General features: G+C 38.1%; 9 protein-coding genes. 2 read left to right on the top strand and 7 right to left on the bottom strand.

Translation table 11 applies throughout. The features are described 5' to 3' along the window. Positions 1-18: 18 nt before the first annotated feature. Positions 19-417: a MerR family DNA-binding protein gene (locus tag QV06_RS09855; protein WP_082985088.1), complete on the bottom strand. Its 399-nt coding sequence runs from the start codon at positions 415-417 to the stop codon at positions 19-21. Positions 418-490: 73 nt separating this feature from the next. Here QV06_RS09855 and QV06_RS09850 point away from each other — a divergent pair, with 73 nt between their 5' ends. Continuing rightward, positions 491-1,096, top strand: a complete 606-nt coding sequence (locus QV06_RS09850; RefSeq protein WP_065235326.1) for a cation transporter — start codon at positions 491-493, stop codon at positions 1,094-1,096. Positions 1,097-1,172: 76 nt separating this feature from the next. Here the strand turns inward: QV06_RS09850 and QV06_RS09845 are convergent, their stop codons facing one another. Both QV06_RS09845 and QV06_RS09840 read right to left on the bottom strand, forming a co-directional pair. Beyond that, positions 1,173-1,634 carry an NUDIX hydrolase gene (locus QV06_RS09845; RefSeq protein ID WP_065237987.1) on the bottom strand — a complete coding sequence of 154 codons (462 nt, stop codon included), beginning with the start codon at positions 1,632-1,634 and terminating at the stop codon, positions 1,173-1,175. Between the two features lie 14 nt (positions 1,635-1,648). Further along, positions 1,649-2,317 carry an rRNA large subunit pseudouridine synthase E gene (locus QV06_RS09840; RefSeq protein ID WP_065237986.1) on the bottom strand — a complete coding sequence of 223 codons (669 nt, stop codon included), beginning with the start codon at positions 2,315-2,317 and terminating at the stop codon, positions 1,649-1,651. A 188-nt stretch (positions 2,318-2,505) separates the two neighbouring features. On the opposite strand from QV06_RS09840, the gene icd reads away from it, so the two are divergent. Further along, the gene (gene icd, locus QV06_RS09835; RefSeq protein WP_065237985.1) at positions 2,506-3,756 is read left to right on the top strand and encodes an NADP-dependent isocitrate dehydrogenase; all 1,251 of its coding nucleotides are present in this window, start codon (positions 2,506-2,508) and stop codon (positions 3,754-3,756) included. Between the two features lie 251 nt (positions 3,757-4,007). Here icd and QV06_RS09830 read toward each other — a convergent pair whose 3' ends face one another. Genes QV06_RS09830 through QV06_RS09815 form a run of 4 tightly spaced genes read right to left on the bottom strand, consistent with a single transcriptional unit; the run spans position 4,008 to position 20,970 of the window. Beyond that, complete coding sequence (locus QV06_RS09830; RefSeq protein ID WP_065237984.1) at positions 4,008-6,740, bottom strand: YadA family autotransporter adhesin; 2,733 nt, start codon at positions 6,738-6,740, stop codon at positions 4,008-4,010. Positions 6,741-6,755: 15 nt separating this feature from the next. Continuing rightward, on the bottom strand, positions 6,756-10,709 hold the full coding sequence (locus QV06_RS09825; protein WP_065237983.1) for a collagen-like protein: 3,954 nt from the start codon (positions 10,707-10,709) through the stop codon (positions 6,756-6,758). A gap of 60 nt (positions 10,710-10,769) precedes the next feature. Then, positions 10,770-20,132 (bottom strand): hypothetical protein, encoded by a 9,363-nt coding sequence (locus QV06_RS09820; protein WP_065237982.1) that lies wholly within the window; start codon positions 20,130-20,132, stop codon positions 10,770-10,772. Continuing rightward, the gene (locus QV06_RS09815) at positions 20,089-20,970 is read right to left on the bottom strand and encodes an ESPR-type extended signal peptide-containing protein (RefSeq protein ID WP_065237981.1); all 882 of its coding nucleotides are present in this window, start codon (positions 20,968-20,970) and stop codon (positions 20,089-20,091) included. The genes QV06_RS09820 and QV06_RS09815 overlap by 44 nt, the downstream gene beginning before the upstream one ends. Between the last annotated feature and the right edge of the window lie 458 nt (positions 20,971-21,428).

Genomic DNA, 21,428 nt, shown 5'->3' with positions numbered 1-21,428 from the left:
TATAGGCAAGCGTTATTTTTACCCCTTATCTTTCAAGGTATTAATTACTAAACACTGCTTAACTGTATGTTGATCACACTGCACCATGCTCTCTAATAACTCACGAATTTTTTGTAACTCTTTAATTTTCTCATCTACTAACAATAGATGATGTTCTGCAATCTGATTAGCATCTTGGCAATCTGTTTCTGGAGAATTTTGTAACATCAACAACGTTTTAATTTCTGATAAATCAAAACCTAACGTACGACAAGATTTAATAAATTTTAATTGCTGCAAATGCGTTACAGTAAATTGTCGATAACCATTACTTGCTCTTTGAGCAGGAAAAATTAGCTGTGATTTTTCATAAAAACGAATTGTTTCAATATGAATGCCACTTTTTAAACTCAGTTGTTTAATTGTAAAAAATTGCATAATACGCTTGACCCTGTAATGACTACAGGCTTTATAGTCTAGTCCTATTTCTTTTCAAGTAAAGGAGTTTATTATGGCGTGTGAACATCAACATTGTTGCTCAACAACCATACAATCGGAAAAATATCGAAAAATACTTTGGTGGGCATTCTCTATTAATGCACTTATGTTTATTGTAGAAATTATTGGAGGTATTAAAGCAGGATCTGTATCACTCCTCTCCGATAGTTTAGATTTTTTAGGTGATAGTGCTAATTATCTCATCAGTCTATTTGTATTGGGCAAAACGCTAAATTTACGAGCAAAAGCATCATTATTAAAAGCCTATACTATGGGAATTTTTGGTATTTGTATTGTATTCTCTACCCTCTACCAACTATGGCAGGGAGAAATACCTAACTATCACGAAATGGGAATTATTGGTATATTAGCCTTTGTTGCCAACCTGCTTATTGCATTTCTACTTTATGCTTTCCGAGAGGGAGATAGCAATATGCGAAGTGTTTGGCTTTGCTCTCGGAATGACGCGATTGGTAACTTAATGGTTATTTTAGCCGCAATCGCTGTATTCTATACTCAAAGCAATTTACCTGATCTGATCGTGGCGGCTTGCATGTCTTATCTCGCTCTAAAAGCGGCGTGGTTAATCTACAAACAGGCAAAACAAGAGTTGCAATAAATACATTATTTCCTTGAAAACGATTCCCTCTCTTCACTCACACTAAATTAACAAGAGAGGGAATTTATTAGATAGCTTAAACAAAATTAAAACTCTGTAACACCGATAACGGATAACGTTTTCCTGCTAAATAATCTGACACCGATTGCCAGACTAACGGATTACGTGCAGCATTTCCCTCTTGTTGAATATAGTGTTGAAACTCCTCTACTGTAAGCCATAATGCACCACTAATATCACTATCATGCGGTTGTGGCTCAACACACTCATCTAATTCAACAATAAACACAAAACGAAAATAATCTTTTCCTGAACGAGGTGCGTGCCACTGATAAACACCCAATAATGCCTGCATATCCGCAACAATCCCTGTTTCTTCAAATAATTCTCTTTTTGCCCCCTCCAACAAGGTTTCATTTTCTTCTAAATGACCTGCTGGCTGATTAAGCGTCATCTTGCCGTATTCAAATTCCTCAACAAATAAAAATTTATCTTGGCAATGTACGACACAAGCCATAGTAATACGTGGATTTAGCATCCTCCCTGCCCCTCCTATATCTTCAATTTTAAACGAGCCAACAATGCCCGCTTTTCATCATCATTTAACTGATAATAACTTCCTAATGTTAAACAAGGAAAATCAAATAAATGAAATCCCGCTACCGCAACCCGCACCAACCGCAGCGTTGGAAAACCAATATGTGCGGTCATTCTGCGTACTTGTCGATTACGCCCTTCATGAATGGAAATTTCTAACCAACTAGTTGGAATATTTTTCCGTTCTCGAATTGGTGGATCACGTTGCCATAATTGTTGTGGTTCATCGATCAATCTTACTTGAGCTGGCAATGTCTTACCATCATTCAGCTCTACTCCAAGCCGTAACTTTTCTAAATCCTCTTCGGTTGGCACTCCCTCTACTTGTGCCCAATAGGTTTTCATCAATTTAAATTTCGGCGTGGTTAAACGATGCTGAATTTCGCCATGGTTTGTGAGCAGCAATACCCCCTCACTATCTCGATCTAAACGCCCACAAGGATATACCTCTGCAATAGGCACAAAATCCTTTAATGTTTTCCGCCCCGATTCATCACTAAACTGACTTAAAACATCATAAGGTTTATTTAATAAAATCACCTTTGTTTCTGCAAATGTTAGTAACGGTTTAGGCTTAACCACTCGTTGTCGTGGCTTACGTGCTGTTCGGTTAAAATTTCTCATTAAATTATTAAAAGAATGTTAAAAATGTGATGTAGATACCTGTTCTGGGTAGGTATTTATTTTATACTAAAACTACTTTGATTGCTGATTATCACTTACTTTGTTAATGATAAATTTCTTAGAAAAATCAGTGCTCAATCAAATTCTTTTTTCCTTTATTTTATTATTTTCTTATTGAAGGACAACTCATGCAAACTCAGATTAAAAAACCAACTCACGGTGAAGCTATCCAACTTAACGCAAATGGACAATTAATTGTGCCTGATCAGCCAATTATTCCATTTATTGAAGGTGATGGTATCGGGGTTGATGTCACGCCAGCGATGCAGAAAGTGATTGATGCAGCAGTTACTAAGGCTTACGCAGGTAAACGTAAAATCCACTGGATGGAAATTTACGCAGGTGGCAAAGCAAATCAAATTTATGGTGAAAATACCTGGTTACCAGACGAAACCATTGCAGCAATTCGTCAATATCACGTCGCCATTAAAGGTCCATTAATGACGCCCGTTGGTGGAGGAATTCGTTCACTCAATGTCGCAATGCGTCAAGGCTTAGATCTTTATAACTGCTTACGTCCTATCCGTTATTATGAAGGGACACCAAGCCCAGTAAAACATCCTGAATTAATTAATATGGTAATCTTCCGTGAAAACTCCGAAGATATCTATGCTGGGATCGAATGGGTCGCTGGCTCAGATGAAGCCAAAAAAGTAATTCAATTTTTACAGCAGCAAATGGGCGTAAGCAAAATTCGCTTTACCGAAGATTGCGGAATTGGGGTAAAACCAGTATCTAAACAAGGTACACAACGCTTAGTTCGTGCCGCATTACAATATGTAATTGATAATAATCGTGACTCACTGACCCTAGTACATAAAGGGAATATTATGAAGTTTACCGAAGGGGCATTTAAAGAGTGGGGTTATCAAGTGGCAGCTGAATTTGGCGCAACCTTAATTGATCAAGGCCCTTGGATGAAATTAACCAATCCAAAAACAGGTAAACAAATTATCATTAAAGACTGTATCGCCGACGCCTTCCTCCAAGAAATCTTACTCCATCCAACCGATTATGATGTCATTGCTACCTTAAATTTAAATGGTGACTATATTTCTGATGCATTAGCCGCACAAGTTGGCGGAATCGGTATTTCTCCGGGCGCAAATATCGGTACAGATTCAGCTATTTTTGAAGCAACTCACGGCACGGCACCAAAAATCGCAGGCAAAAATATCGGTAATCCAGGATCATTAATTTTAAGTGGCGAGATGATGTTACGCCATTTAGGTTGGTTTGAAGCAGCTGATTTAGTTGTGAGTGCGGTATCCAAAACGATCGCTAATAAAACCGTAACAGCTGATTTTGCTGATATGATGGAAGGTGCAACATTACGTTCTACCAGTGAATTTGCTGAGGATATTGTTAGTAATATGTAGCTGTTTCTTGTACAGTTTATTTTTGAAAATATCTAAACCCTGTTTAATCTTTAAACAGGGTTTCTTATTATTAGAAAATCATACCGTATATTTTGCTGACAAAAACTATCATTAATATCTCCACGTTCCTAACAAACCTAAATTTAAAGTAAAATGCTAATAAGCCAATTCAATAATGGTTAAACATCCCCCCACTAAACTAACGAAAAAATAGCACCCCACTGGGTGCTATTTAATTTATACTTCAAAAGTTACCAAGTATAACCTACGCTAACGCTACCTCCTGCATCGCCATTGCTAGTTGTCATACCAGAGATACGGATTCCTACTTTACCGCTATCAGAAAGCTTTGAAAAACCTATCGCCACAGCACTTTCACCTTTGAATGTTGCAGTACCTACTGAAACAGTTGTGCGTCCAGCTACGCTAGTTTGTTGTAAACCTGCTGTTGCCATTGCTCCCGCAATACCTGCTCTAGATTCTCTGGTTAAATCGCTAATACGCTTATTCACATTGTTAATTACTTTAGTAGTATCCGCTGCAAAGGCTCTGACTTGTCCCATCGTTGCAACATCCGAGTCTTGCACGCCATTAGCAACCCCTGTGATTCTAGCATTATTCACATTTAAAGCTGGTGGTTCATCAGTCCCTTCAGTCGCTGATTCTGAAGTTAACTTCACCTTACCTTTACCAACAGTAATAGAGTTTCCCACTGTAATATCTTGTTTTAATTTAACGGTATAAGTTTTCTTATCCTCAGTTTTGTTTGTTTCAACTGTAATATTATTATCACCCATTACCTCAATATTGGCTCTCTTCACAACTTCCTTAAACGCCTCACTAATCGTTGTCTTACCAGTACCACCGATACCATCTGTGCTATTCTTAACTGTAACTTTGCCATCTTTATTTTCAAAGTCATTGCCAAGAACCACTGCAACAGATTGTGCTGTAGCATGAAGTTGTCCACCATTAACAGCTTGTTTGCTGCCTTGTGCAACTTTACCATCAGCAATATTATCAATGGTAAGTCCTGGATCTTCGTTGTTATCTTTAGGATCAGAATAATTCGGGTTAACTACTCTCAAGCCTGCGATAGTAGTATCTTTGATAGTTGGGTCGATTTCTCCATCTTTATTCACACCAATGAATTTATCACCCACTTTCACCAAGGTATCCCCATCTTTATTCACATAGCTCATTGGAATACCATTAACTTCGATAGTGTAACTAATCACATCAGGCGAACCTGAATTGACCTTAGATACTTTGGTATTTTTACCATCTACCATTACTATCGTTGTATTTGGTTTTACTTGTCCAACATTACCTGTCTCTTTGACGACAACTTTTCCATCAACAACTTCTTGTGTACCAGTATTAAGAGTGAAGCCTGTATTTACTGTGTCTGACAATTTATCAACCTTAGTATCAACATCACTAACTTTGCTATCAACATAGCCTTTGTTAGCAACATCATTCTCTTGAGTTGGTGTACCAATATTGGTAATTACAGAACCGCCGGCATCAATAATTTTCTCCTTGACCTTTTCAGGAATTTTATTTCCATCATTATCAAGAATAAACTCACCATTATCATCTTTCTTATAGACAATATCGCCGTTAGTATCTTTCTTGATAATTTGAGTATCACGGCTACCAAAGTCTAAAGAGCCTTCGCCATCTTTACCACTGATAGAATCAATGTTTTTCAATTTGTCATTCAAGTCAAACTTGACTTCACCATTCTCACCAATAGAGGCTGTGGTATTATTACCATCGACAAAGTTTAGACCCTCACTAAGTTTAACAGTAGCCGCTTTGTCGTCATAAACAATGTTGCCTTTATCATCTTCCTTCGCAAGACCTTTACTATTTGCCTTGTAAGCGAGATTAACGCTAACACCATTTTCACCTGAAGTACCGTCAATATCTGCTTCGGTAATCACACGAGAAGCCCCGTTTTTACCATCTTTGCCGTCTGTACCTGCAAGACCGTTAGCACCGTTTTTTACAACTACATTACCGTCTTTATCCACACCGATATAACCGTCTTTACCTTTTGTGCCGTCTTCACCGTCTTTACCATCTAAGACAATGCCGTCAAAGGTTGGGGTTCTCTTCATCTCAATACGAAGCGTATCATCACCATCTTGATGGGTAATTAAGTTGCTTGCACTATATTGACTTGCATTAGCGGTTTTTGTCCCCTGAGAGGCATTAGCGACTGCTTGAGTAACATATTCAGTATCGCTACCTTTAATATGTAAAGTAGTCCCTAAAGCACGATGAATACTTACCCCATCATTCCCCATAAAAGTTAAGCCAGCTTGAGCCACTGTTTGTAAGTCACGTAAGGTAACAGCTTTAGACAGCGATGCATCAGTCAACTCTGTAGCTATAAGAGCATTCACTACTTCATTCACACGTGTTTTGTAGTTTCTATCTATTAGAGCATTTTTTGCTTTAGTTAATTCTGCTACTAACTCTTCTGGCGATAATTGTTCAAAAGTCTTATCGTTATGCTCGCTTGGTTTGTAATCTGCTTTTGCCTTAGCTAAAGTTTCCTCAGCAGTAGGTAATACAGCAAGATTATCTTTCAAGTTAGCGATTGTTACAGGCGAGGTTGTTTCACCATCTGGGTTCACCGCAGAAAGTAGCACTTTATCATTGCTTAATGATTTATCACCATTTGTTGGATCTACCAATTTAGAAGCATCATTCAACTGTGCCAAAGATTTACCCTCAAGCAATGCTTTAGCCGTCTCTTTATCTGTAACACTATTATCGGCATCAATAGCCTTTTTCGCATTCTCAATAGCTTGGGTATCTACCGAACCATCAGCTGTGACGTAAGTTTCGTCATACCATAAGCCATCATTCGCTTTGACTTTATTACCAACAACACTTGTATCATAGTACTTACCATTTTCAGCTAAGACACGATTACCATTTGTATCGGTGTAAACCAATGTACCTGCCACACCATCACGTAAACTTTAGACTTTGTTGACAATCGTTGTGCCATTTAAGCCATCTTTACCAGCTGGGCCAACTAATGGAAGTCCATCAGCGCCATTCAGACCATTTTGACCTGGAACACCGCGTTGTCCTATATCGCCAGCTTTTCCAGCTTTACCATCATAGCCATCAATCCCATTGATACCGTCTTTACCATTGGTTGTAATACCAATTTGAGCAGCTAAGGCATCTAATTGCCCCTTGTTCACGGCATCATTGGCTTGAGTACCCGTTGCTACATTCGTTACTCGTGCATTATTCACGCTAATAGCAGGTGTAGTTTCATCAACATCTTTGGTATCAGGATCATCTTGCGCTTTACCATTGATAAAGGTAATACGCGCTTCCTTTGTATCCGTTGATGTACCACCACCAATCGACTTGATATTGTTCAATACATCGTTAAGGTTATATTTCACGACACCATTAGCACCAATTTCTGCGGTGATATTCGTACCGTTATTAAAGTGTAAGCCGTCACCGAGTTTTACTTCACCTTTTTGAACCGTTTTCTTCGCTTTAGGGTCAGTAGTTGAATCAGGATCTTCTACCTGATAGCCAGTACCATCTGTCGCATAAGCAAGTTTTACGGTAGCATTTTCGCCAGAGAGGTCTTTTTCAGTAATAATCTTAGAACCATCTTTACCATCTAAGCCTTTATCACCATTTTTACCGTTCTTACCGTCAATACCGTTGATAATAACAACTTCACCTTGATCATTTACACCGATAAAGCCATCTTTACCTTGCCTATTAGCGCCATCATCACCATCTGTACCGTTGATAACGATCCCTTCAAAATGAGGAAGTTTCTTCATCTCAATACGAAGCGTATCATCACTATCTTGATGGGTAATTAAGTTGCTTGCAGAATAATCAGATGCATAAGCCTTAGTATTTTCTACAGTATTATCTGTTGGTTTATCTTCTGTTGTATAGGTTAATCCAGTAGCACCAATAATCTTAAAGGTAGTACCCAATGGACGGTGGATATTAACATTATCATTCCCCACAAAAGTAAGTCCTGCCAAGGCTACCGCTTGTAAATCACCCACGCTAGCTGCATGGCTAAGCCCCGTTGTTTGAGCTAATAGACCACCCTTGCCATCTAAGTTATCACCTGCGACAGCTTTACGCACTGCCTCAATACGAGCAAGCTCTTTGTCCTTATCTGCTTTTACCTTGGCATCAGCAATCAGATTATCCACTGTCTCTGTGGCTTTCGCTGTTTTTGCTGCATCATCTCCCTCTGTTAATGTCGCTTTAATTGCATTAATTAAAGCGTCTTTCGTATCCGCAGAAAGAGCGTCTGGATTCTTATCCTTATATTGTGCAATAACTTTAGCTAAAGCAGCTTCATCTGTTGTCGCAGTAATCACTTTACCTACATCATCAAGGTTACCCTTGATATTAGCTAAAGTTGTTGTCTCTGAAACCGTACCATTTGCATTGACAGCGGAAAGGATAACTTCATTAGCCAGGACTTTACCCCCATTCTTGAGTTTCTTCTCAGTACCTTCTGCTAATGCTGTATTTTCTGTCGCAAGCTCTTTTAAAGTCTTACCTGTCCCCCCTATTGCATTACCATTGGTATCAACATCACTTTCTGCATACCATAAACCATCATTAGCTTTTTCCAAACCTTTGACAAGTTTCGTATCATAGTATTCACCGTTTTCTGCTAATAGACGGTTACCCGCTTTATCAGTATAAACAACTGTACCCGCAATACCATCACGCAAGCCTTGGACTTTGTTGGCTATCGTTGTGCCATTTAAACCATCTTTACCAGCTGGACCAACTTTACCATCATCACTATTACTACCTGGCACACCACGACCATTATCAATGGTTAATCCATTTTTACCATCTTTACCATCAACACCATTAGTTGGGGTTAAACCAATCTTACCTTCAAGCTGTTCTAATTGCCCTAGATTTACAGCAGAATCTTTGCTCTTACCAGCTGCTACACCAGTAATCACCACATCATCAGCGATCATATCATTTGTAATCTCCGCACCATTAGATAGGTTCAATACCGTTTTGCCTGCATTGGTATCACCTGTCGCTGGTTTGTTAGGTGTTAAAATGATTTTGGCAGCAGTAGTCGTATCTGTCTCACCATTATCCAAAGTTACGCCAGTGAAACTTGGATTTTTCAACATACCAATGCGGATAAGGTTATTGGTCTTATCCACAAAAGTGGCTAGGTTATCACTAGAATAATTATCTGCGGAAGTCACAACAGCCCCTGCTGTCTCAGTCTTATTAAGTTTCCCCACGATATTAAGTTGTGTACCTAAAGGACGATGTACTGTAGTGGTATCCGTTTTAGACGTTGGATTAGCACCAAAGTCTAAACCTGCTTGTGCGACAGCCTGTAAATCACCAAGTGTAGTCACTTTATTTAAAATAGCTCCTGATAAAGCATAAATACCTGATTTACCCTCCTGATCCACGATAATCGTATCTTTATCTGCACCAGTGCCTCCTTTCTTCTTACCTGCAACAACTTTTTGTGCTGCTTCTAAGCTTATAGCTTCAGGCGTTTTCAAGGCATTTTCAGTATTTATCCTAATCTCTTCATCAGTATTACCAGTCGCTTTTGTATTATCTGCCTTACCAGTCAGCCCTAAAGCGCTTCTTACATTAGCTAACGTGGTTGGTGTTTGAGTCTTACCATTTGCCTCTACCGCTGATAACATCACATCAGCTGGATCAATTACAGAATCAGCTTGTCCTTCTGATAAGGTCGCTAATGTTTTACCGTTACGATCAACTTCTGCTAAGGTTTCTAATGCCGATTCATTCACAGTACCATCATTGTTTACTGCTTCTGCTTTATACCACAAGCCATCATTCGCTTTCTCGTAACCCTCTACAATACTGGTCTGGTAGTATTTACCATTTTCGACTAATAAACGGTTACCAGAGGTATCAGTATAAACTACGGTACCTGCTGCACCATCACGCAATGCTTGGACTTTATTAGCAACAGTTGTACCATTTAAGCCATCTTTGCCTGCTGGACCAACTGCACCATCTTTGCCTGGAATACCTTTTGTACCTGAATCGGCAACTGCACCATCTTTACCATTCTTACCATCAATACCGTTCACAGGATCAGCTCCAATCTTATCTGCTAATGCATCCACATAAGATTTCACGGCTTTTTCTTGAACCAGTTTGGCGGTTGGGTTAGCGCTGATTGTTGCTACCCCTACATGCGTACCAAATTTTTTAGTATCTGATACATCAATGGTAATAGTATCAGTAGATTTATCAGCAACGGTGGTGATACCGCTATCCACTTTACCATTAATCGTTAAGGTGTCATTTGGAGCAACACTACCTGTGGTATCTTTACCCTCTTTCTGTGCAGTTGAGTTACCTGCGATATTAAAACCGCTTGCTGCTGTTGTTGCTGATTCTTGCAAACTTGCAATGGCTTCTTCAATCGTATTTTTACCTGTTCCACCAATATTATCTGCACTCAATTTACCATCAGCACCTTGGGTAAAAGTTGAGCCCAAAATGTTTCTGATATTGCCTACATAATCATAGAGTTGGCTTCCGTTAATCGCATCTTTACTCGTTGAACTCACTGCACCATTAAGTACCCCTGCGACTTTCGCATTATTCATAGAAATAATCGGATCAACTGCGGGTTCTTCATTACTAGGTTCCCCCTCATTAGCTGTATTTAGCTTAGCGGGTTTTCCAGCGGTAAAGGTAATCCGTGCTGAATTTGCCTCATCAGATTTACCAGTACCAATAGACGAAATATCGGCAAGATTTTGCGCAAGTTTAATCACTAAACCAGTTGGTGAGGTAGTATTATTTGCAACCACATCAATATTGCCTTGTGCGCTTGCTCCAAATGTATTATGAGCCGTCCCCTCGCCTGTTAAAGTTAAGGTTTCGGACAATGCACGCTGTACATTTTGACTATCATTACCCTGGAAAGTTAAACTAGCTTTAGCAAGAATTTATAAGTCTGCCACAGTGACTGCACGACTCATATCTAACTTATCAGTTGAAGTTGTAGTTTTACCTGCTTTACCCTCAAGCAAGTTCGCCACAATAGCATCTGCATCCGCACTGGTCGGTACTGTTGTCTCTTTTTGTAATGTACTGGTTAACGTTGCACCTAATGCACTCGCCAAATTTGCTAATTGGATTGGTTTGATGGTTGTACCATCAGCATTTACCGTAGAAAGGATAACATCTGACGCATCAACAAGTTGTGATTTATTCCCTTCTGCTTTTCCAATATATACAGTATCCAAATCAGCTAAAGTTTGACCGCTATTTTCTTTACCTGCTTTTGGTATGCCATTCTCTACATCACTAGCGAGATACCACTTACCATTATTCGCTTTTACATAACCCGCTGTAATAACATCGCTATAATAATAATTACCATCACTTGAGATTAGGCGTTTACCGTCTTTATCCGTATAAACCACCGTACCAGCTAAACCATTACGTAACGCATCGACTTGGTTAAAAAGGCTTTGACCGTTAGTGCCATCTTGACCTGCTGGACCTTGATTACCATTAACTCCATTTTGTCCTGGCTTACCAACGACATTTTCTAAAGCTTTTAATTGAGCTACATTAACTGCATCTTTATCATCAACACCAGCTTTAACGCCTTTAATGTTTTTATCATTTAAAGTTAAGCCTGCATCACTAATATTTAATGTTGTAACTCCTGTTTCATCTACTTTAGAACCATTAGTAATATTAGTTATTCCAGTTAAAGTATCTTTTAATGCAAATTTAACTTTTCCTTCATCTTCTATTGACGTTGTAATATTTTTATCACCAATAAAATCAAGTCCTTTATCGAATGCTACAGTTTTAGCATTCGCATCTGCTGTTGAATTAGCTCGATATGTTAATGATGACGTATTAGAAACGTTTTCTATGGATAATGCTTTTTTCCATTTTGCTATGTCATCATCACTTAATCCAGTCGCATCTTTTTTAGCAAATGTATCTGCTAAATTAGTTACTAAGTTTTCCTTAGTTAATGATACTTTAAAGGTATCTTTAGCTATTCCAGTTCCAGCAACTTTTTCTACTTCTATTAAGTTATCTGCACCAGCTACATCAGCTTTAGCTTCAACTACCGCTTTAGCAGCTAATATTGCATCATAAACTGCTTTTGTCGTTGCAACTCTTGTGCTTGTTTTATTTGTTTCATCAATTACTGTATTTTTATTGATACTTAAATCAACTTTAGCACCACTAGCATTAGTTGCTATATCATCATTACCATTAATAGCAAAGGATATTCCACCCTCTTGCCCTAAAGTTTGATCATCAGTTTTACTATCAGAATCGCCCGTTAATGTAATTTTTTGATCTTTTAAAGCTATTGCTTTTTCTACATTAGTTTTAAATTCTGGAGCTAACTTCTCTGCTGTAATTGCTCCGTTAGCTATTTTATCTCCAGTGACAGCGCTATTTTTAATCTTAGAGGTTTCAACAGCATCATTAGCTAACTTATCTTTAGTTACAGCATCATTAGCTAGTTTAGCGGTTGTAACTGCGCCATCTTTAATCTTAGAGGTTTCCACTGCATCATCAGCTAATTTATCCTTAGTAACAGCATTGTTAGCTAATTTAGCTGTATCGATTCCACCGTCTTTAACCTTAACTTTAACTGTGCTTGTAGTAGCATCCGCTTCAGTGACTATGGACTCATCACCATTAGCGATTTTTAATTTAATTCCGCCATCAACATCTAATGTTTGTGTTTTTGAAGCTGTTCCTGTTTGATCAACCAAAGCGATAGTTTGATTTGTATTAACAGTTTTTCCATCACTGACATTATCTAACTTGGTCTTAGCCGCGTCTGTTAATTCAACTACTATTTTTCCATCTTCAGATTTAGTTTGAATATAGCCACTTTGGCCCTTGATAGCTAAAGTTTCTCCTAATTTACGAGTAGTCGCTGTTCCACTATCAGCGGCAAAAACTAATCCTTTATTAGTTAATTCTGTTTTAGCATTATTTAATGCTGTATATACTGCTCCTGAAGTTACTACTTTATTTTCTCCATCACTAACTGTAGTTGCTTTTGCTAATGATATACTAACTTTATTTTCAGAAGCTGTAGTCTTAATATCAGTTCCATCTCCTAAAATATCAAACTTAATTCCACCTGCTTGATCTAAAGTTTGATTGTTAGTTGTACTATTTGAGTTTCCACCTAATGCTATGATTTGTTTAGCATTAGCTGTCTTCTCAATAGATGTATCAATCTTATCTAATTTAGTGATAGCATCATCTGATAAGCCAACAACTATTTTCTTCGCTGCTCCATTTGATCCACCCGTATTTTCTACTGTTAAATATTTGTTTGAATTTCCTGATTTAAGTTCTCCTGAAACTAATCCTGTTATAGTATCTTTTGCAGTATTATCTATATTAGAAAGAGAGATATTTGCATAATTACTATCATCTAAATTAATTTCAAAAGTTTTAACTTTACTTGTTTTATCTACCTTAGAGCTTACTGTTAATTTTTCTGATGAACCCGCTTTTCTTACAATATCTACTAATCCTGTTATTACTTCTTTTCCTGCATCTGTTAAATTACCTAATCCTGTATCTGCTTTTGCATCTACGTCAGTTTTATTCGCTTTCTTATCAATTTCCTTAAGTTTATTGGTAATCGCTTCAGCTAATTTAATCGTTAGGTTTTGTCCAGTTGCAGTAGTTTCGATTTCATCCTTTGTACCTTTCACAGCGAACCGTTGTTTTTTTAAATCCACAGAACCACTAGTAGGAGTAGAATCAGTAGAAGATTTATTATCCCCATCAAAGTTCAAAGTACTGCTTAAGTTCTTAATCTCATCTTTAGTTGCATAAGTCCCATTAGCATCGTCTGCAAGGTTATCTAGCTTACCTAATTTAGTCTTTAAGGTTTGCGCAAGATCAATCGTAACCGCTTGGCTATTTTCTGTAGTGGATGTAGTAATGTATCCGTCTGTGCCATTTAACGCCAGTGACTGTTCGCTCAGTTTTACTTTACCTTTCACAGCCGTTGTAGTATCTGTAGTACCCGTTGTTTTACTATCTGTTGTGAAAGCCAGTGTAACATCGTTTACTTGTTCAACTGTTGCGGCATCCTTATCTTCCACCCCTTTGGTTAAATTGGTAATTTTTGCACCATCACTTACTTTAATATTGCCGTTATCGGCAGTTAATGTCGGTGCATTATTAGCATTACCTAGCTTGAAAGTAGTTGCTGCAACAGTATCTGCTGTAACAGTACCTAAACCACTCAGGTTTTTCGCAAGTTGGATAAATAAGCCATTCTCTCCACCAAAGACTTGGATATTATTTTTGGTGTAATCCTGTTGAGCATTTTCAGAGCTAGATTGACCATAAATTTTAATTGCTTCGCCTAATTTGACTGATTTACTTTTATCATTATTATCACCCGTAAATTGAATTGCGCCTAACTTGTCTTGCCACTTCGTTATATTGCCATTGCTGATATTAGAGGCATCCGCTTTAGCATAGTCAGTCGCTAAATTGGTCGTACCGGCTGCTTGTTTAATCGCCTCCTCAGTAATTCCTACTTTAAAGGTTTTCTTTTTAGTTGCATCATCTACTGATGATTCAATCGTTAGCCCATCGATTGAGCCATCTTTTTTCTGAATATCAACTAAATCAGTGATAACTGTTTTACCCGCATCAGTTAAATTATCTAGTGTCTTATTCGCTTTCTTCGCTAACTCGTCTGTCACATTTGCAGGTAAGTTATCAATCTTCGCTTTTAAGTCATCGTTAATCTTAACGGTATATTTCTTCGCACCACTTGTTTCATCAGATGGAGTCACCACTAAGCCACTATCCGCCGCAGCTTCAACCACTTCTCTAACTGCTTTTATGGCATCATTAATATTATCTTTATTTGTTTCTCCGATATTAGTAAATGTAACTCCTCCAGTATCAACATCAAGCTCTACATTTCCTCCAAATTTATCTTTAACTGATTTAGCTAATTTTCCTAATATAGAATTTGTTGCATATAGTTGTGACCCATTAATTGCATCTGTTGAATCTTTTGTTACTCTACCTGCTGCTACATTAGTTATAGTTCTTTCTAAACTAGCTCCTCCAATACTCACTGTACTACTTGGACTTGTTCCTGCAAAGTTTTTAAAGTTTAATCCTTCTATAGTAGCTTCTTTTGTTGATACTGCTTTTGCTGTAGTAGATCCACTTCCTAATGCTATTGATTGTTCGTCAGCTGCTACTGCACTTGCTCCGATTGCAATTGCATTATTTGCTTGAGCTCGAGCATTAGCACCAAAAGCCAATGCATACGAAGCCGTTTTTGTTATGCTACCATCTTCTCCTTTAGTTTCTATAACTCTAGCACCACCAATAGCCACAGAGGACAAAGCCTCTGCTATTGATTTTGAACCTAATGCAGTAGCATCTTTCCCACTCGCAACTGCTCTTGAACCTAATGCTGTAGCAAAACTGCCTGTTGCTCCTGTTGAAGCACCTAACGATACTGTCGCTAATTCGGATGCATAACTATTTGCACCAATCGCAATCGCATTAGAACCAAGTGAATTTACTTTCCCATCACTCGAACTTCCTGCTTGTCGCCCAATTGCAATAGTGAATTGGCGTCCTTCTTTGTTTTCTCCTGAATTTGGTAGCGCTGTTACTGTTGCTGTAATATCACTACCTATTGCAATCATATCTAATGCATTTGCCGCCACATTATTACCAATAGCGATACTATTTGTTAGATTAGCTTTTGCCTGATACCCTAATGCAAGACCTGCTGTGGCATCTACTGCTACACTAGCATATGGACCAATAGCAATACTCTTATCTCCTAATGCCCCTGTATGTTCCTTATCATAGTTAGATCCTGCTAAGTCTGTTGGTTTCTCTTGTTTTACATTAAACCAATTTACCCCATCACCAATTCCTAAAGCAGTTCTCCACGTATTATAGGCAGTTGTATTAGTTGTTTTATCTGGTAAGTTTGAGCCATCTACTTTGACAAAGGTATTACCTAAACCATCATTCTCTTTGAGAGATTCTAGTAGTTTTGCTTTACTAAAGGTAAGCGTGAATGTATCACTCTCTAATCCTGATGTTTTTGTACCGTTGAGAGAAAGAATATTCTCATCATCTGTTGTCAACTTAACATCCGCTTTTGCACCAGATACCGCACTATACACCGCTTGAGCAGTAGCAAGTTTGTTTAGATTTCCATTGGCTTCATTAGCAATGGTTGAAGCGACATTAGCACTAATAAGATATTTAGTTGCACCATCAGTTGTTGTGCCGGTAGAAACACTGATAAGAGGATTTGTAGAATCGGCTACTGCTACCTCTTCTTGAGATGCTTTGATAGCCTCCTCAATAGTTGATTTGCTTGTACCTGCAAAGTCACTTCCTAAACTAATTGTACCTACATTATCGCCTGTTTTAGTAAGCGTTGCACTTGTACCAATTTTACTTTCCAAGCTAGTTGCTAGTAAGCTTAATATCTTGTTCGTTGAATATAATTGCGAACCGTTAATTGCATCGGTAGAAGTTTTAGAAATCGTACCAGCTGCTACCCCTTGAAGAATACGGGCGTAGTCATCTCGACCAATAGAAACAACACTCACAGGAGAAGGTCCTGCAAAATTACCAAAGGTAATACCATTGAGAAGAATAGAAGCATAAGGGATAGCTTTACCTGTTAATCCATCAGCACCATCTAAGACTTGACGGCTACGTGTTGGGTTTCCTTGATCATCTTTTCCCGTGTCATCTGTCAAAGGTTGTGTAGTATCAATTCGCACACCAGATACTAAGCGAGTTTTAATACCTAAATAAACAGACTCTGCAAGACCTGCCGTCAATAATTTCTCATTACTATCTTCCCCACCACCAAGTACAAAAACCTTATCAGCAGTAACCTTAACATTCCTACCAATCACAAATGAACCGTATGCATCATTGTTTGTTGTCGAATCATCACCAATAGTAATATTATTACCTATGGCATAAGAGTTGCTGTAGTTAATTATATTCGGATTACCACCAAAGGTACCTGAATTATTTCCTCTCACCGTATGGTTATAACCAATCGCAACAGATTGAGTACCAGAAACATTAGTTGTTCGGCCTATTGCAATAGTATCCGATTGTGTGGCTATTGCGTTTTTACCAATCACAATGCTATTTGATCCTGTAGCCCCAGAGAAATCTTTACTATAGTTGTCATTACCAGGATTTGTAGCTTCACGAGTACTATTGACGTTAATCCAACGACTTTCTTGGCTTAATTTTTTCGCTACAGAATATAATTGCGAACCATTAATCGCATCGGTAGAGGTTTTAGAAATCGTACCTGCGGCAACGCCTTGAAGAAGACGGGCGTAGTCATTATGACCAATAGAGGCAACACTAATAGGAGATGCTCCATTAAAACCATCAAAGGTAATACCATTGAGAAGAATAGAACCATAAGGGATAGCATTACCTGTTAATCCATTAGCACCATCTAAGACTTGACGGCTACGTTGTGCATCTCCCGTGTCATCTGTCAAGGGGTCTGCGGTATTAATTCGAACACCACCTACGGTGCCTGTTCTGTAACCTAAATAGACTGATTCAGCAAGGTTTGCTGCCAATCGGCTAGTTGTTGCTGATCCGCCACCAAGAACAAACACTTTATCGGCGGTAACATCAACATAATTACCAATGACAAACGAGCCATCTTTGCTATTATCTGCCTCTGCACCGCCACCAATAGTAACATTATTACCTACAGCATAAGAGTTACTGTAATTGATAACATTCGGGTCACCAAAGGTACCTGAATTATTTCCTCTTACCGTATGATTATAACCAATGGCGATAGACTTGTTACCTTCTACCGTATTCGCTGTACCGATAGCGATAGCATTTTGAGCATTTGCTTTTGCTTCAAAACCTATTGCAATAGCGCGTTTTCCACCTAATTGGCTATCTTGATTCCCAGTAGTTGCTGCTGTTGAAGCTTTCCAACCTAACGCAATACTATCATCACCTTTAGCGCCATCGTTAAGATAGTTGTTACCTTGTTTTTTAGCTGCAATCTGTTCTTGTGTTAAACCACCAATATTTCTTCCGCTATCTTGTATTGCAGCGGTAACAATACGCTCAAGAAAATCGTCAAGTTTTTGTTTTTTCTGTGAAGCTGTTAAATTTGATGTTTGTAATTGAGTTAACTCTCTTTCAATCGCTTTTAAAGAAGTGGCTGTATTTTGTGCTAGATTATTATCAGCGCTACCTAACTCTGAAATCTTATTATTTAAGTTATTTAAAGCTTCCTGATTAAAGTTTTCATCATTTAATTTGGCTCTTGCTGCAAAGAAAAGGGACTGCTCTTTAAGATTGACATATTTTTCATAATTACCTGATCGTTTTAGGATAGCTGATAACTTCCCAGCCTCACCTGTTGGATTTGTTTTTTCCAATGATAAGTATTGTGAGCCACCGCCTCCTTGTAAGGCATCAAGCGCAGTATCAAATTTTTCATCAACTGCCCGTAATTGTGCCACATTCACAGCATCAGTATCTTTATACCCTGAAGCAACGTTAACAATACGTCTTTCATAACCTTTAGAACCTACAGAAATTACCCCTGTTCTTCCCGAAGTTGGTATCGAAATCGCACCTCTAGCTACCCAACCAGGTTGTGCTAAATCCTCAAGAGAATAGTCAGTTTGAGAAGATACCCCTAATGCCATTGAATTAACTAAATTTGCTTCAGAAAAATTACCGAATGCAAGTGCATTTACTGCTGTCGCTTTAGCTAATTTACCAACTGCTGCGGCATTACGGGCATTTAAACGGTAAATATCCTGACCAGAAACTGTTTCCTTAATAATACTTGGGCTATCAGTAGTATCTATATCATTTCCAGTAATAATTTTATACCGACTACCCTCAGGTAAATTTCTAGTATCAGCAACCAATTTATCTGCTTCTGCTTTAGTTAATTTCTGACCAACACTCGCACCAGTACCAATAGCTAAAGAATCTTTAGAAAATGATTTAGCCGAGTAGCCACCAACAAAAGCATTAGCTGCATCAACATAAGCATTTACACCTAATGCTACAGCATTTTCAGATCGCATAGTAGTATGTGAATAAGAACCGATAGCCAGTGAAGATCGTGCATCCGATACAGTTGCATATCCCACTGCTAATGCATTTGAACGCAAAGCAAAAGCATAACGACCGATAGCAATTGTATTTTCTGCAGAATTAGTCTTATCATCCTGCAATGCAGCTCCACCTACTGAGGTTTTCTTAATTGATTTACCACCTACTGTTAAATAAACTTCATCGTCATACTGAAATAAACCACCTGTATCAATCCATGTATCCACACCAACCTGAGCACGTTCAGCCGCAGTAAGTGTTTGACCAGATTTTAGCTTCGTATTTGCTGCATCTTGCCCTTGAATGAGAGTTTCAACTTGTTGCCGAAATAAGTTTTGATTATCAGAATTTGTACTACCGTCTTCATTAAATAACTGAATACTATGGATACCCGCTAATCTTTGTTCAAAACCTCGATAAAGAGTATCATCTAAACGAGCAGCTGCTACTGAACCATAACCAAAAGCAATAGAACCGCGACCTACTGCTTTAGCGTTATATCCGTAAGAAAACGAGCCTTGAGCAGAAGATTCAGTATTATTCCCTACGGCAATAGAGTTCACAGCAAAGACCCGCGAAGATTCCCCAATAGCCGTACCACCAATAGCTGATTTTTCAACAAAAGAACGTAAACCAATGGCAGTAGATTGATCTGCTAATGCAAAAGATAGAGTCCCAACTGTAGTCGAACCATTACCATAAGCTACTGCTCGAGAACCAATCGCAATTGCCCCTACACCTCGCGAATAGGTCGGAGAATAAATCCTTTTATTATCTGTACCACTCTTTGCAACATAAGTGCGATCAAAATATCCATCATCAAGAACAGCCCTTAATTCTTTAAACAGATCATTTTCATTTGCCCTACCGTTAATATTTGCTAATAAATAACGATCTGATAACTCATCTCTATATTGCGAAGCAATATCATCATTACCAATAGCAATTGAAGACTTTCCAATCGCAAAAACATCACTCCCTAATGCAGTAGATTGAGAGGATGCTTGTGTATTATTACCTATCGCAACCCCTTGCACGCCTACCGATGTAGCTCCATCACCTATCGCAACAACTTTTTCTCCACTATTATTTTTATCTTTTTCTGCTTTTGCGCTATGACCAATAACAACTGACCCAGTTCTTAGATTCAGCTGCATTACCTAAAATAACATTATTCTCTGCCCCACTTCCAGCAGATGCTGACTTACCAATAATAATAGAAGCTCTAGTATTTTGTTTAGATGATGCATTATAGCCAATAACAATGGTTTCGTTCGTGTATGCTTCTGATTCAGCTCCAATCACGATTGCTTGTGCAGCAGAGCCCAAGACCTCTGCCCCATGACCAATAACTATAGTTTGTTGAGCTCGTGCCTTAGCTTGATAACCTAAGGCAACGGCGTTAGTAGTAGCGCTAGATTCTCTACCTACTGCGGTCGCTGCTTTCCCACTAACTACAGCTGCATTCCCTATCGCAACAGATCCTATATATCCTGCATTCGCATTATAGCCTAAAGCAGTTGCTTCTTGAGCTGCAATAGAACGTGTACCTATGGCAACCCCACCTATACCAGTACCTGAATCAGTCCCACCTATAAAAGCCCCAGCGCCAATTGCCACAGTATATTGTGCTGCTGGACACTGTGTATCCTCGGAAATTTGTCCACTATCTCTAATAGGAACAGCTAAATCTACCCCATAAAGATTATTGTTATTACAATCTCGACTCGCAATAGAGGTATATGCAGAGCGAATATCAGGTCCTGCTATTGCATTAGGGGATATAAGAAAAGAATAAGTTAAGCCTACTAATATCGCGCTATAACTAGGACGCCACGAAAATACAGCGGATGTTATGTTATGAGCTACCCCCCTATGAATATCACTTGATTGTTTTTGAATGGATTTTTCTTTGCCATGCCTTTTTGTTAATTCTGATACTGCAACAAAAACTCCTCTAGTTTTATCAAAAACTACTCTAAAAATGTGATTCATAGATACCCTCTTAAGATTTTAACAACTTGAAATTAAAGGCTTTTTTATTGAACAACTCATAAATAATAAATAATTACCCTATAATGCTAACCGAAATTCTAACAATTCTATAAATTTATGTAAACTATAAATCCACTTTTTATTTGATAATTGATATTAAGAAAAAGAAAACAACTTTTTGTCAGTTATTTTTTTTCAATTAAACAATTTAACAAACATTATAAAAAATTAAAAAAAACAAATATACCACACCATTAATAAAAAATTTCAAGCTATTGATAAATAATAATTTTTAATTAAATTTAATGCTAAATAACAGTTTTATTCTCAATCTTTATGCTGATATTTTCTTTTAAAGAATAATTTATTACAGAAATTAACTTAAATTCCATTTAGATTATTTTTTATACTTTTTTTGGGAGGGGGGGGGGGGAATTTAAAGAAAGCTAAATTTTTAG

Origin of the sequence: Gallibacterium genomosp. 3, assembly GCF_001678475.1 — a bacterium.
Classification (GTDB): domain Bacteria; phylum Pseudomonadota; class Gammaproteobacteria; order Enterobacterales; family Pasteurellaceae; genus Gallibacterium; species Gallibacterium faecale.
The sequence above is the reverse complement of the archived record's forward strand: the minus strand, read 5'-3'. Positions and strand labels throughout refer to the sequence as shown.